Genomic DNA, 13,455 nt, shown 5'->3' with positions numbered 1-13,455 from the left:
GAGTGAAATTAATGCAATTGGCTAATTTCATCGCCATACAGCCGATGCAGAATATCCTGATTCAGCTGCGTGGGATGGTCGTCAAAAATAATCTTGCCTTTGGCTATGCCGATAACCCGCGTGCAGTATTCTCGCACCAGCTCCACCGAATGCAGGTTTACCATCACGCTGATGCCCTGTTCGCTAATTTCGCGCAGGACATTCATGATCCGCTGCGTATTTTTCGGGTCGAGAGAGGCGACCGGTTCATCGGCCAGCAAAATCCCCGGGTTTTGCATCAGGGCCCGGCAAATGGCCACGCGCTGCATCTGGCCGCCGGAGAGATTTTCCGCTCGCTGCAGCGCATGCGGCAGCATATTCATCCATTCCAGCAGGGAGATAGCGCGGGCGCGGTCGGCGTCGGGGAAGATTTTGAATAATGATTTCAGGGTTGAGGTTTGGCTCAGGCGTCCCAGCAGCACGTTGGTCAACACGTCGAGACGCGGAACCAGGCAAAAATCCTGGAAAATCATACCGCACTGGCTACGCCAGGCGTTCATCGCCCGCCCGGACAGCTTTGATACGTCCTGCGGCGTCCCTCCTTCCGGGAAGCTGAGGATTTCGCCGCCGCTGGCGCGATGGGTACCGTTAATGACGTGCAAAAGCGTTGATTTTCCGGCGCCGGAGCGACCGATCACGCCAACCAATTCGCCCGCATGCAGATCGAAACTGATGCTATCCAGTACGGTTTGCTGCGCGCGCCAGGCTTTACTCAGGTTGCGTACGCTCAGGACCTTACGCTGCCGGTCGATAAACGGCGGCGTAAACGGTTGATAATCGGTTTCTGCAACCGCAGCCAGGGAACTGTTCATAAGTGCGTCCAGATTCGTCAGTAAACTGGGCACTATTAATGGTGTTTTATATGACTGCCAGATGACAATAAGGCGAACAAATAGTGAACGAACCGGTGAGTCAGCGTAACGGATGACGAAAAATTCCGTCAGGGATCACATTTTTGCATCGGCAATCCGGCGTCTGAAAATACTCAGCCTACCTTTAATACGCTATGCGTACGATATTAAGAATGATACGTATTTCATCTGATAGAGATGCCGCGTTTTATGCGACATTAGCCGCAACGGTTTTATTGCCGCTGGCGCAAAGCAAGGCCTCAGGATGTTCGTGCAAATCTTCTTTCTGCGTCGATTTAACCGAATAGATAATATTTTCGTGCTTGTTTACGATTCACCGCGCTAAATTTTTTGTCGGCGACTATACCTTTTGTGCGGAGCATAATTTCATTATTTACGCTAATTAATGAAATTAACCACTATTTTTGTATTGATTATTGGTTTTTTCTTCTTATTTTTTGAATTTCTTCGGTTTTTTTGCTTTTTCGAATGAAAGTGTGGTTAAGAATAATCTTAACAGCTAATAGCTAAGATCCTGGAACATATAATATTCACTTAAGAATCTACGCATATCCCACCAATAACCATATGAAAACAAATACTTTTTGTGTTTAACTCAATATCCTTATTTTTATTCTTCAGGCTTAAATTGACCTGGTCGGTAATTAGCCCCCAGCGCACTTATTGACACACATGGAGAAAAATCCTAAATTTGGTGACACAAGAAACAAGCAAGTCATTTAGTGTTCTTTGCCTCAAGCAATACTATTTTGTGGTTTTAGATTGGATATATTTATAAGAGGGAATTTGCTGAATTAGACTTTGCAGGCCTGGGCTATCAGCAGTGTTGTGATACGTTCAAGATTTCCAGGACTATGGGGTTTAACACTATATGGATTATAAATATTCTTTAGATCAGTGCATCTGGCCGGCGCATGATAGCTTTTTTTTAAAAGGTCTCGCTGAGCTTATTCTGGATATCGATGACTTAATCTATCTTTCACTAGAAAAGGTACGCCGGGAATTTGTATTTATTAACCTTAGCGCCAGTTCGCTGAATTATTTTATCCGCCGCGATAATGAGTGGTTGGCTGAAATGAAAGGAAAGCAGATTGTACTTATTGCTGCAAGGCGCTCGGAGGCGCTGGCCAATTACTGGTATTACAATGGCTCCATTCGAGGCGTGGTCTACGTAGACTTAGCTAAGGATATTCGTCAGGAGCTGGCTTACGTTATCAATGGCCGTTTTCTACGTAAAGATATAAAGAAAGATAAAATTACTAACCGGGAAATGCAGATAATTCGTATGACGGCGCAGGGAATGCATCCGAAATCTATCGCCAAAATTGAGAATTGTAGTGTGAAAACAGTCTATACCCATCGGCGAAATGCTGAGGCCAAATTGTATTCAAAAATATATAAGTTAGCGCTGTAATTAGTAATAAACGTTGTATTTAAAAATTGTGCACCAGGTCGTAACACCCAAAATAATTTGCGTCGCAGATAATAATGATGCGGCCTGAACTATGGCGGGAATGCACACAGACGTGGGACATCAGGTCCCTTAATAAACTCAGGATGAAAAAGCTATGAAAAAAAAGGTTCTTGCAATTGCTCTGGTAACCGCGTTTGCCGGTATGGGTGTCGCTCAGGCAGCTGACGTTACTGCTCAGGCAGTCGCTACCTGGTCCGCAACCGCCAAAAAAGACACAACCAGCAAGCTGGTTGTGACTCCGCTGGGCAGCCTGGCTTTCCAGTATGCTGAAGGGGTTAAAGGCTTTAACTCACAGAAAGGCCTGTTTGATGTGGCTATTGAAGGTGACACCACCGCGACCGCATTCAAGCTGACCTCTCGTCTGATCACCAATACCCTGACTCAGCTGGATACCTCTGGTTCCACCCTGAGCGTGGGCGTTGACTACAACGGCGCTGCGGTCGAAAAAACGGCTGACACCGTCATGATCGACACCGCTGCGGGCACCCTGGGCGGCAACCTCAGCGCGCTGTCTAACGGCTATAACACCGCTGGTCGCACCACCGCTCAGGACGGCTTCACGTTCTCCATCATCAGCGGCACCACCAACGGCACAACTGCCGTTACTGACTACAGCACGCTACCGGAAGGTATCTGGAGCGGTGACGTCAGCGTACAGTTCGACGCCACCTGGACCAGCTGATCCTCTCGTAGCACCAGGCAGGGGGTTCTCCCCCTGCTTTCTTTCACGGAATGAAATGATATGAAAAAACACATTCTGGCCATCGGCCTGTTGCTCAGCACAATGACGCCTGCCCTGGCGCTGGATGTGGGCGATATCTCTTCGTTTATGAACAGCGACAGCAGCACGCTGAGCAAAGAGATCAAAAATACGACCGACAGCGGTCGCTTAATCAACATCCATATGGAACGCCTCTCTTCGCCGCTGGATGGCGGTAAGGTGATCCCGATGGATAAGCAGGACGAGATTTTACTGACTCCCGCCAGCCTGCTGCTGCCCGCGAAGGCCAGCGACGTGATCCGCTTTTTCTATAAAGGCCCGGCGGACGATAAAGAGCGCTATTACCGCATCGTCTGGTTCGATCAGGCGCTCAGCGATGCCCAGCGCAACGGCTCGACCCGCAGCGCGGTAGCCACGGCTTCGGCACGCATCGGCACCATCCTGGTGGTGGCCCCGAGAAAAGTGAATTACCGCTATCAGTACGCCAACGGCACGTTGACCAATACCGGCAACGCCACCCTGCGCATTCTGGCCTATGGCCCGTGCCTGAAACCGGCGGATGGTAAGGATTGCAAAGAAAACTACTTCCTGATGCCCGGAAAAGAGCGCCGCTTTACGCGCGTCAATGTGGCTGACAAAAAAGGACGGGTCGCGCTCTGGCAGGGTGAGCAGTTTGTTCCCGTGAAATAGACAACTGTGCTGACGGACCAAAACTATGCTTATACCAGGGATTGCCCCAGGACTTAAAGTGCTCCTTGCCTCTGGCATGGCCATCTTGCTTGTTCCGCTCAGCGTTTCCGCCGCGGCTGACAAAGTACAGCAAATCGGCGGCGTCATTATCCCTCAGGCCTTCAGCCAGGCGCTGCAGGACGGAATGAGCATTCCTCTGTTTATTCACCTCGAAGGCAGCAACGGTACCCAGGACGATCAGCGCATCGGCAACGCTTTTATCTGGCTGGATAACGGCGTACTGCGCGTCCGGCAAATACAGCTGGAAGAGAACGATAACAATGCCACCGTCAGTGAACAGACCCGCAAGCAGCTGACCGCGCTGGCCAATGAAGCATTCACTAAAGAACTCAAAATTAGTCTGACAGATGATGCGCAGCTACAGCTCAGCCTGCGCCAGCTGCTGCTGCAGCTGGTGGTGAGAAAGGAGGCGCTGGGTACCGTGCTGCGTTCGCGCAGCGAAGATATCGGTCAGTCCAGCGTCAATACCCTCAGCAGCACGATGAACTATAACCTCGGCGTATATAACAACCAGATGCGCAACGGCGGCAACAACACCTCCAGCTATCTGTCGCTGAACAACGTCACCGCGCTGCGCGAGCATCACGTGGTGCTCGACGGCTCGCTGTACGGTATAGGCTCCGGCAATCAGGACAGCGAAGTCTATAAAGCGATGTATGAACGCGATTTTGCCGGCCATCGTTTTGCGGGCGGGATGCTGGATACCTGGAATTTACAGTCCCTCGGCCCGATGACCGCCGTTTCGGCAGGGAAGATTTACGGCGCCTCATGGGGCAACCAGGCCAGTTCAACGGTGTTCGACAACTCCCAGTCGGCGACGCCGGTGGTCGCCTTTTTACCCGCCGCCGGGGAAGTGCATCTCACCCGCGACGGGCGCCTGATGAGCGTGCAGAACTTTGCCATGGGTAACCACGAAGTGGACACGCGCGGCCTGCCGTATGGCATTTACGATGTCGAGGTTGAAGTCATTGTGAACGGCCGGGTGGTCAGCAAGCGTACCCAGCGGGTCAATAAATTGTTCAGCCGCGGACGCGGCGCCGGCGCGCCGCTGGCCTGGCAGTTCTGGGGCGGCAGCTTCCATATGGACCGCTGGTCTGAGAGCGGTAAAAAGACGCTTCCGGCTAAAGACAGCTGGCTGGCGGGCGCCTCGGCCTCCGGTTCGCTCAGCACCTTAAGCTGGGCGGCGACCGGCTACGGTTACGATAACAACGCCGTCGCCGAGACGCGCCTGACCCTGCCGATCACTGAGTCCATTAACGTGAACTTGCAGAATATGCTGGCCAGCGACAGCTCGTGGAGCAGCATCGGCAGCATCAGCGCTACGCTGCCCGGCGGCTTCAGCTCGGTGTGGGTCAACCAGGAAAAAACGCAGATTGGCGACCGGATTCGGCGCAGTAATGCCGACAACCGGGCTATCGGCGGTACGCTGAATCTCAATTCACTCTGGTCAAAACTGGGGACGTTCAGCATCAGCTATAACGATGACCGCCGCTATAACAGCCACTACTACACGGCGGATTACTACCAGACGCTTTATACCGGATCCTGGGGATCGCTGGGCCTGCGCGCAGGGATACAGCGCTTTAATAACGGCGATAGCAGCGCCAGCACCGGGAAGTATATTGCGCTCGATTTCTCGCTGCCGCTCGGCAACTGGTTCAGCGCCGGGATGACCCATCAGAACGGCTACACCATGGCCAACCTGTCGGCGCGTAAACAGTTTGATGAAGGCAGCACCATCCGTACCATCGGCGCCAACGTTTCGCGGGCGATTTCCGGCGACACAGGCGATGATAAAACCCTCAGCGGCGGCGCATATGCTCAGTTTGATACCCGCTACTCCACCGGTACGCTGAACGTGAACAGCGGCGTGGATGGCTACGTGAACACCAACCTGACCGCCAACGGCAGCGTGGGCTGGCAGGGGAAAAATATCGCCGCCAGCGGCCGCACCGACGGCAATGCCGGGGTGATTTTCAACACCGGACTGGAAAATGACGGCAAGCTGAGCGCCAAAGTTAACGGTCGCATTGTTCAGCTCTCCGGCAACCGCAACTACCTGCCGCTGTCGCCCTACAGCCGCTATGAAGTGGAGTTGCAGAACAGTAAAAATTCGCTCGACAGCTACGACATCGTGACCGGGCGCAAGAGCCAGCTGACCCTTTATCCGGGGAACGTGGCGGTGATTGAGCCGGAAGTGAAGCAGATGGTCACGGTCTCCGGGCGCATTCGCGCGGAAGACGGCACGCTGCTGGCCAATGCGCGGATTAATAACCATATCGGTCGTACCCGCACCGATGAGAACGGTGAGTTTGTGATGGACGTGGATAAAAAGTATCCCACCATCGATTTCAGTTACGGTAAAAACCAGAGCTGCGAAGTGGCGCTGGAGCTAAGCCAGGCGCGCGGCGCGGTATGGGTGGGCGATGTGGTCTGTAGCGGCCTCTCCACCTATGCCCGCGTGCAGCCGACAGGAGAAGGTAATGAAAGCTAAGTGGCTGGCATGTTTAGTGATGTTAACGGCGGCGCTGTGCGTGACGCGGGTCAACGCCGCGGTCACCAAAACCACCTGGCCGGATGCGGCGGCCATGCAGTTTGTTTTCGTGGAAAACAACTCGGATGATAACTTCTTTGTCACCCCGGGCGGCGCGCTGGACCCGCGTATGACCGGGGCTAACCGCTGGACCGGACTGAAATATAACGGCTCGGGCACCATTTATCAGCAGAGCCTGGGCTATATCGACAACGGCTATAACACCGGCCTGTACGCCAACTGGTTCTTCGATATGTGGCTGGATAACTCACCGGCTTCGCACCCTTTACTCGGCCTGCGCTGTATCAACTGGTATGCGGGCTGCGATATGGCCACCAGCCTGATCTTGCCGCAAACTACCGATGCCAACGGCTTCTATGGCGCGACGGTAACCACCGGCGGACAAAAGTGGATGCACGGCATGATGTCCGATGCTTTCTACCAGTATCTGCAGCAGATGTCGGTGGGCAGCAGCTTCTCAATGACCATCAACTCCTGCATGACGTCGGTGAGCTACGATGCCAGCAGCGGCGCACGCTGCAAAGATCAGGCCTCAGGGTATTGGTACGTGCGTAACGTCACCCATACTAAAGCGGCAAACCTGAAGCTGATTAACACCCATGCGCTGGCGGAAGTGTTTATCAACAGCGACGGGGTTCCGACGCTGGGCGAAGGCAATGCCGACTGTCGCACCCAGACTATCGGTACCCGTTCCGGTCTGAGCTGCAAAATGGTGAACTACAATTTGCAAACCAACGGCCTCAGCAATACCTCAATTCATATTTTCCCGGCTATCAGCAACTCGGCGCTGGCCTCCGCGGTGGGCAGCTACGATATGCAGTTCAGCCTCGACGGCAACTCATGGAAGCCGGTGAGCGGCATCTCTCAGTACTATACGTTTAATGAGATGAAATCATCAGATTCAGTGTATGTCTTCTTCTCAAGCAACTTTTTTAAGCAGATGGTGACGCTGGGCATCAGCGACGTGAATACCAAAGATCTGTTTAATTTCCGTTTCTATAACACCACCTCGCCCGAGTCTGGCTGGTACGAGTTTTCAACCTCTAACACCCTGATAATTAAGCCGCGTGATTTCAGCATCAGCATTATTTCCGATGAGTACACCTCGGCGCCGACCCGCGAGGGCTACGTGGGCAGCGGCGAGCCGTCGCTGGATTTCGGCTATATTGTGACGACCAGCGGTAAGACCGCCGCCGATGAAGTGCTGATTAAAGTCACCGGCCCGGCACAGGTTATTGGCGGGCGTTCATACTGTATTTTTAGTTCATCCGACGGCACGGCGAAGGTGCCGTTCCCGGCGACGCTGGCGTTTACGACGCAGACCGGGTCAACCAAAACTTACGATGCCGGATGCGATGATACCTGGCGCGATATGACCGATGCCCTGTGGTTAACCACGCCATGGACGGATATTTCCGGCGATGTCGGGCAGATGGACAAAACGACGGTGAAGTTTTCCATCCCGATGGATAATGCGATATCGCTGCGAACGGTGGATGATAACGGCTGGTTTGGTGAAGTGAGTGCTTCAGGAGAAATTCATGTCCAGGCGACGTGGCGTAACATTAACTAATTTGCTGCGGATGCTGATCTGCCTGCTGTCGCTGGGACTGGCGACAGCAGCGCAGGCTATCTCGGTGGGGAATTTAACCTTCTCGCTGGCAGCGGAAGACAATTTCGCTGCTAAGCGGGTTATCAACAACAATAAAAGCGCCCGGCTGTATCGGGTCTCTATCGTCGCTATCGACCGCCCCGGCGGCAAAGAGGTGCGTTCCCGTCCGGCGGACGGCGAGCTGCTGTTTGCCCCGCGTCAGCTCACTCTACAGGCGGGGGAGAGCGAATATTTTAAGTTTTACTACCACGGCCCGAAAGATAACCGCGAGCGCTATTATCGGGTATCGTTCCGGGAAATTCCGACCCGTAATTACGTAATGCGTAATCAAAGCGGTACGGAAGTGAGTATGGATCCGGTGGTGGTCATGGACACTATCCTCGTCGTTCGCCCGCGCGAGGTACAGTTCAAATGGGCTTACGATCGCGCGGCGGGGACCGTCAGCAACACCGGCAATACCTGGTTTAAGCTGCTGATCAAGCCCGGATGCGATACGACGGAAGAGGAAGGGGATGCATGGTATTTGCGGCCCGGGGACGTTGTCCGCAAGGCTTCGCTGCGCCAGCCGGGGAACCACTACATTATCTATAACGACAAATTTATTAAAATGACAAAAGACTGTCCGGTGAAGTAGCCGGGCAGCGCTCGCCATCCGGATAACATTCATCATTGAGAATGATCTATTTTTGATTTTTTATGTTTTTTTGATGTTATTTTGCGCCGAAAAAATATCAACATTATGTCCGCTTTGATACGTGATGAAATGATGTTTTCGTATCCCGAATATATATGATATTCCATCATTAAATAATTCATGCTAATTGTCTTTATCGTTCCGGCTATGAATTTTTTCTATTAATATGGCTTTTCCTAAGAAAGTTCCTAATGGCTGATGGGGAAATTCCTGGACCAGATGAATTGAGAATTATTTTCAAGCGCTGTGTTTTTCCTATCTCATTGTAATTAATGGTTTTTTTGTGATTTCTTGTTTTTAAGTTAATTAAGATACTCTAATTTTTTTTATCATTTTATTTTAGGGGTTCTAATTTCTTAGTTGTGAAGTGCCATTTCATCCATCCTTCATATTGACTCGTGTTAATTAAACACATAACTTCTGAAACATAAAGTGGCTGTTTCATATTGTGATTGCGCATTTAAATACAAATTATATGCCATGCATATGTTTTATTTTGTTTTATATAGAATCTGAATTATTCATCTTATATATGTTTAGTGGCGTTTTTTGCGCAGAGGAGTCGCCTTCCTTTGTACTCTTCCCGTTAAGGAAAGCGGCAAATCATGGATGAGGAGCGCGTGATATATGGACTATCTCACTGATTTACGGTCATGTATCTGGCCGAGAGAAGATCGCTACTTTGTTGACGGATTATCCACGATTATTTTTGATATCCGCGATTTGATCTACCCATCTCTGGACGAACTGCGCGACGGGTTTATGTTTATTAATATTAGCCCTAAATTTATGAGCCACTTTATCAGCCATGAACACCAATGGCTGAAAATCGCCGAGAAAAAACAGGTGATATTAATTGCCGCAACCAGGCTGGAGGCGCTGGCCAATTACTGGTATTTCAATAGCCAGGCCAGAGGCGTGGTTTATACGGAATCCTTATACGCTATTCGCCATGAGCTGACCCGAGCCATAAACGGTCGTTTTCGCCGCAGTGATATAAAAAAAGGAAAAATGACCCGTAAAGAGATGCAAATCATTGGTCATCTTGCGCAGGGGATACAGCCGAAATCTATTGCCAAAATTGAGAACTGCAGCGTCAAAACGGTTTATACCCATCAGCGTAACGCGGAGGTGAAGCTGGATTTTAAAATAAATAAATTAGCCATCTGAGATTTAAGCTCGGCGGCCGTTTATCCCTTCGCCGGGCGAGCGTAAATGTTATGGGTCGTAAATAATATATATTATATAAATCAATGTATTACCTGAAATAGTATCAAGCAGCCTTGCTCCGGCGCAGAAGAGACGCGTTGCTCAGGAAACGCAGCGTGGCGCGATAATCCTTCACCGCGCCACGGCCGATGGCTACCCGGTCGCTCTCCCATATCGGCGATTCGCCAGCAGACTCAGTCCGCAGCACAGCAGATAGTAAACCGCGCCGGTAAAAACAAAAATCGCCAGCGGGTAGATCTGCACCCGGTTATTGACCTGCCCGGCGACGGTAGTCAGCTCCGGCACGTTGACGATAAAGGCCAGCGAGGTGTCTTTGAGCAGGCCGATAAATATCCCAACCAGCGACGGCTGAACGTTACGCAGGGCCTGCGGTAGCAGGATCAGGCGCAGCGTTTGCCCGGGAGCGAAACCCTGGGTCAGCGCTGCTTCGTATTGCCCACGGGGTAGCGATTGCAGGCCCGCCAGCACTGAATGCATCACCGAGGCGGCGGTAAACCACGCCAGCGCCACCGTGACGGTGACCGCGCCCGGGAGATCGCTGCCGGTGAGCATAGGAAGCAGATACCACAGCCAGAAAATCACGAAGATCAGCGGGATGCCGCGAATAATTTCCGCCCACAGAAATAGCAGCCGCCGCACCATCCCCTCGTAGCGCCAGGCGATAGCTGCCAGCAGAACGCCGCCCGGCAGCGCCAGCGCGGCGGCGCCGATAGCCATCAGCAGCGTCAGCACCACGCCGCCGGGGATACCGTCCGCCAGCCGCCCCCACAGCAGATAATCGAGGTTATCAACGATGACCGCCAGATTAGCGTTCATAACCGGCTCTCCTTTGCTGAGCTCTTCCCGGGCCGAGACGCGTCAGCGCCACGCCCATCAGCACCCCAAGCGCCAGATACAGCGCGGTGCCGACGGCAAACGCCTCCAGCGCATGCGCGTTGTAGCTCTCGATTTGCCGCACCTGATAGGTCAGTTCGGCAAAGCCGATACCGCTCGCCAGCGAAGAGAGCTTCATCAGGTTGAGATACTGGCCGATAATTGGCTGCCAGGCGTTAGCCAGCCCCTGCGGCAGCAGAATGTGGCGCAGCTCCTGCCAGGGCGTAAACCCCTGCGACAGCGCCGCTTCCCGCTGACCGTGGCTAACGGCGCGCAGCCCGGAGGCGATCTCTTCAATCAGAAACGCCGAGGTAAAGACCCCGAGTCCCCACATTGAGCAGAGAAACTCCGGCGTCAGCCACCAGACGTTGCCCGGAAGAATCGACCAGCTGCGATCGTCATTAATAAAATCCCGCGCCCCCAGCGGCAGCAGATTCCAGGCGGCAAAATACCAGAACAGCAGCTGGACCAGCAGCGGCGTATTGCGGAACAGTGAAACCCAGGCCGCCACCAGCCAGCGGCCGGGTCTGCCGCCCCCGAGACGCAGCGCCAGCAGCAGGATGGCCAGCACGGTCGCCAGAACCATCCCGGCGATGCTGACCCAGACGGTGGTGAGAAAACCGGAGATGATCCATTGCAGCGGCTGCCCGCTCAGCACGCCATGCCAGTCGAGATGCGGGATCACGCCTCACTCTCCTGGTGCAGCGGATCGAGCACCTTTTGCAGGAAACGGCGGGTGCGGGCGTGCTGCGGCCGGGCAAAAAACTCGGCCGGCGGCGCGACTTCGAGAATATCGCCGCCGTCGATAAACACCACCCGGTCAGCAATCTCGCGGGCGAACTGCATCTCATGCGTCACCACCACCATGGTGATCCCGCTATGGGCGAGGTTTTTCATGACCTGCAGTACTTCGCCGATCATCTCCGGATCGAGCGCCGACGTGGGTTCATCGAACAGAATAATCTGCGGCGAGGAGGCGAGGGCGCGGGCGATCGCCACCCTCTGCTGCTGGCCCCCCGAGAGCTGGGCCGGCATCTGTCGGGCTTTATCCGCAAGGCCGACCTGGTTGAGCAACGCCAGCGAGCGTTCGCGGGCGGCGCTTTTGCCCCAGCCGTGGACGCGTTCCAGCGCGAGGGTGATATTCTCCTGCGCCGTCAGGTGGGCATAGAGATTAAACTGCTGAAAAACAAAGCCGACCCGGCTGCGCAGCTGGCGCAGAGCGCTGCCGGTGAGCTGCGCTGTCGGTTTGCCGTCGATCAGTATTTCGCCGCCGCTGAGTGATTCAAGCTGGTTGATCAGGCGGATCAGGGTTGATTTGCCCGATCCCGAAGGGCCGAGGATCGCCACCACTTCGCCGGGTTCAACCTGTAAGTTAACGCCGTTCAGCACCCGATGGTCGCCGTAGCTTTTGGCAACATCGCGAAACTCAATGCTGGCGCGCTGCAGATGCGAAAAATCCGCGGACGATGCCGCGGAGCGTGAAAATAGAGCCGATAACATCATCTTTCTCTGCTTATTTCGCTTCGATAGTAAAGGCGCGCGGCTGCGGGGTTTTGGTGCTCGGGCCAAACCAGACGTCGTAAATTTTGGCCGCCTCACCGGATTTCTCCAGCTTGACCAGCTCGTCATTGACCGCTTTCAGCAGGGCCGGTTCGCCTTTCTTCACGCCGACGCCAATCTCTTCTTTGCTCAGCAGGTCGGGGATGATTTTGAAGTTAGCTTTGTCCGGCGCTTCCGCCAGCAGTCCGGCCAGGATGGTGCTGTCCTGAGTGATGGCCTGCACGTTGCCGTTGCGCAGGGCGGTCAGCGCCAGCGGAATATCATCATAAGAGAGCACGCGCGATTGCGGGAAACGCTGATGCAGCGCCTGTTCGCCGGTGGTGCCTTTTACCGCGCCGATGCGCGCTTTGCTGTAATCATCGAGCTTATCCGGTGATTTTGCCGGAACGAGGAACTGCTGGCCGGTCACAAAGTAAGGTGTTGAGAAATCAATGACCTGTGCACGTTCCGGAGTGATGGTGATATCGGCGACGATCAGGTCGGCCTTGCCGGACTGCAGCAGCGGAATGCGGTTGGCCGGGTTAGTGGCGACCAATTCCAGCTTAACGCCGAGAGATTTGGCCAGCGCTTCGGCGAAGTCCACGTCGTAACCGACGATTTTATGCGTTTTCGGATCTACCGAACCGAACGGCGGGTTGGCGTCGAAGGTGGCGACTTTGACCACGCCGGCGGCTTTGATATCGGCTAATTGATCGGCCTGAGCCTGCGCGGCGAGCACCAGCATGCCCAGCGCCAGCGCGATTTTTGTTTTTGCAATGCGCATTGTTATTCCCCTGAATCCCTGTTTTGTTTTGTGTTTATCACGCTCCCACAAATCGCCCGTCGGCGGCAAAGAAGAAAAAGTTCTTATCTATAACGAAAAAGAACTTAACAAAGTTGTGGATATTGTTTAACCGGATGGGCTACTACGCTGGGGAAAAGTAGCCCGGACAGGTGCGTAGCACCGCCTCCGGGAGGGTGTAGAGGGGTTCCGTTCACCATCAAGTCGCAGAAAATGCCTCATCGAGGTACGTGAACGGGAAAAGGGGGAGAAAACCGTCTCCCCCTTTACAATCCCCGCGGTCCCGCAAAGAAAT

At 53.6% G+C, this 13,455-nt stretch carries 12 protein-coding genes; 7 read left to right on the top strand and 5 right to left on the bottom strand.

Going from position 1 to position 13,455, the window contains the following annotated elements:
- Positions 1–8: 8 nt before the first annotated feature.
- The gene (gene phnC / locus ABLV11_RS18455) at positions 9–851 is read right to left on the bottom strand and encodes a phosphonate ABC transporter ATP-binding protein (protein WP_004099316.1); all 843 of its coding nucleotides are present in this window, start codon (positions 849–851) and stop codon (positions 9–11) included.
- 931 nt (positions 852–1,782) lie between these two features.
- On the opposite strand from phnC, the gene ABLV11_RS18450 reads away from it, so the two are divergent.
- From ABLV11_RS18450 to ABLV11_RS18420, 7 genes are all read left to right on the top strand, one after another.
- Positions 1,783–2,325: a helix-turn-helix transcriptional regulator gene (locus ABLV11_RS18450; protein ID WP_004099317.1), complete on the top strand. Its 543-nt coding sequence runs from the start codon at positions 1,783–1,785 to the stop codon at positions 2,323–2,325.
- 154 nt (positions 2,326–2,479) lie between these two features.
- Entirely contained in the window at positions 2,480–3,067 is a 588-nt protein-coding gene (locus ABLV11_RS18445) for a common pilus major fimbrillin subunit EcpA (RefSeq protein ID WP_004099318.1), read from the top strand.
- A gap of 60 nt (positions 3,068–3,127) precedes the next feature.
- Complete coding sequence (locus ABLV11_RS18440) at positions 3,128–3,796, top strand: hypothetical protein (protein WP_004099319.1); 669 nt, start codon at positions 3,128–3,130, stop codon at positions 3,794–3,796.
- A gap of 25 nt (positions 3,797–3,821) precedes the next feature.
- On the top strand, positions 3,822–6,350 hold the full coding sequence (locus tag ABLV11_RS18435; protein WP_004099320.1) for a fimbrial biogenesis outer membrane usher protein: 2,529 nt from the start codon (positions 3,822–3,824) through the stop codon (positions 6,348–6,350).
- Between the two features lie 19 nt (positions 6,351–6,369).
- Positions 6,370–7,983, top strand: coding sequence for a hypothetical protein (locus tag ABLV11_RS18430; RefSeq protein ID WP_224226431.1), 1,614 nt, complete (start codon positions 6,370–6,372; stop codon positions 7,981–7,983).
- Positions 7,952–8,656, top strand: coding sequence for a fimbria/pilus periplasmic chaperone (locus tag ABLV11_RS18425; RefSeq protein WP_004099322.1), 705 nt, complete (start codon positions 7,952–7,954; stop codon positions 8,654–8,656). Before ABLV11_RS18430 ends, ABLV11_RS18425 begins: the two co-directional genes overlap by 32 nt.
- Positions 8,657–9,343: 687 nt before the next feature.
- Complete coding sequence (locus ABLV11_RS18420) at positions 9,344–9,886, top strand: helix-turn-helix transcriptional regulator (RefSeq protein WP_004099323.1); 543 nt, start codon at positions 9,344–9,346, stop codon at positions 9,884–9,886.
- Positions 9,887–10,078: 192 nt separating this feature from the next.
- Here the strand turns inward: ABLV11_RS18420 and ABLV11_RS18415 are convergent, their stop codons facing one another.
- Genes ABLV11_RS18415 through ABLV11_RS18400 form a run of 4 tightly spaced genes read right to left on the bottom strand, consistent with a single transcriptional unit; the run spans position 10,079 to position 13,142 of the window.
- Positions 10,079–10,762: an amino acid ABC transporter permease gene (locus tag ABLV11_RS18415; RefSeq protein WP_126488565.1), complete on the bottom strand. Its 684-nt coding sequence runs from the start codon at positions 10,760–10,762 to the stop codon at positions 10,079–10,081.
- Positions 10,752–11,504: an amino acid ABC transporter permease gene (locus tag ABLV11_RS18410; RefSeq protein WP_004099326.1), complete on the bottom strand. Its 753-nt coding sequence runs from the start codon at positions 11,502–11,504 to the stop codon at positions 10,752–10,754. The genes ABLV11_RS18415 and ABLV11_RS18410 overlap by 11 nt, the downstream gene beginning before the upstream one ends.
- Positions 11,501–12,319 (bottom strand): amino acid ABC transporter ATP-binding protein, encoded by an 819-nt coding sequence (locus tag ABLV11_RS18405; RefSeq protein WP_004099327.1) that lies wholly within the window; start codon positions 12,317–12,319, stop codon positions 11,501–11,503. The genes ABLV11_RS18410 and ABLV11_RS18405 overlap by 4 nt, the downstream gene beginning before the upstream one ends.
- A 13-nt stretch (positions 12,320–12,332) precedes the next feature.
- On the bottom strand, positions 12,333–13,142 hold the full coding sequence (locus ABLV11_RS18400) for an ABC transporter substrate-binding protein (protein WP_004099328.1): 810 nt from the start codon (positions 13,140–13,142) through the stop codon (positions 12,333–12,335).
- Positions 13,143–13,455: the final 313 nt, after the last annotated feature.

The sequence above is a fragment of the Klebsiella sp. GW_Kp181 genome (genome assembly GCF_040062315.1).
Taxonomy (GTDB): domain Bacteria; phylum Pseudomonadota; class Gammaproteobacteria; order Enterobacterales; family Enterobacteriaceae; genus Klebsiella; species Klebsiella oxytoca.
The sequence above is the reverse complement of the archived record's forward strand: the minus strand, read 5'-3'. Positions and strand labels throughout refer to the sequence as shown.

What these genes read in the sequence shown, in the direction of transcription:
- phnC (WP_004099316.1), bottom strand. Translation starts at nt 851, where the DNA reads ATGAACAGTTCCCTGGCTGCGGTTGCAGAAACCGATTATCAACCGTTT.
- ABLV11_RS18450 (WP_004099317.1), top strand. Translation starts at nt 1,783, where the DNA reads ATGGATTATAAATATTCTTTAGATCAGTGCATCTGGCCGGCGCATGAT.
- ABLV11_RS18445 (WP_004099318.1), top strand. Translation starts at nt 2,480, where the DNA reads ATGAAAAAAAAGGTTCTTGCAATTGCTCTGGTAACCGCGTTTGCCGGT.
- ABLV11_RS18440 (WP_004099319.1), top strand. Translation starts at nt 3,128, where the DNA reads ATGAAAAAACACATTCTGGCCATCGGCCTGTTGCTCAGCACAATGACG.
- ABLV11_RS18435 (WP_004099320.1), top strand. Translation starts at nt 3,822, where the DNA reads ATGCTTATACCAGGGATTGCCCCAGGACTTAAAGTGCTCCTTGCCTCT.
- ABLV11_RS18430 (WP_224226431.1), top strand. Translation starts at nt 6,370, where the DNA reads ATGTTAACGGCGGCGCTGTGCGTGACGCGGGTCAACGCCGCGGTCACC.
- ABLV11_RS18425 (WP_004099322.1), top strand. Translation starts at nt 7,952, where the DNA reads ATGTCCAGGCGACGTGGCGTAACATTAACTAATTTGCTGCGGATGCTG.
- ABLV11_RS18420 (WP_004099323.1), top strand. Translation starts at nt 9,344, where the DNA reads ATGGACTATCTCACTGATTTACGGTCATGTATCTGGCCGAGAGAAGAT.
- ABLV11_RS18415 (WP_126488565.1), bottom strand. Translation starts at nt 10,762, where the DNA reads ATGAACGCTAATCTGGCGGTCATCGTTGATAACCTCGATTATCTGCTG.
- ABLV11_RS18405 (WP_004099327.1), bottom strand. Translation starts at nt 12,319, where the DNA reads ATGTTATCGGCTCTATTTTCACGCTCCGCGGCATCGTCCGCGGATTTT.
- ABLV11_RS18400 (WP_004099328.1), bottom strand. Translation starts at nt 13,142, where the DNA reads ATGCGCATTGCAAAAACAAAAATCGCGCTGGCGCTGGGCATGCTGGTG.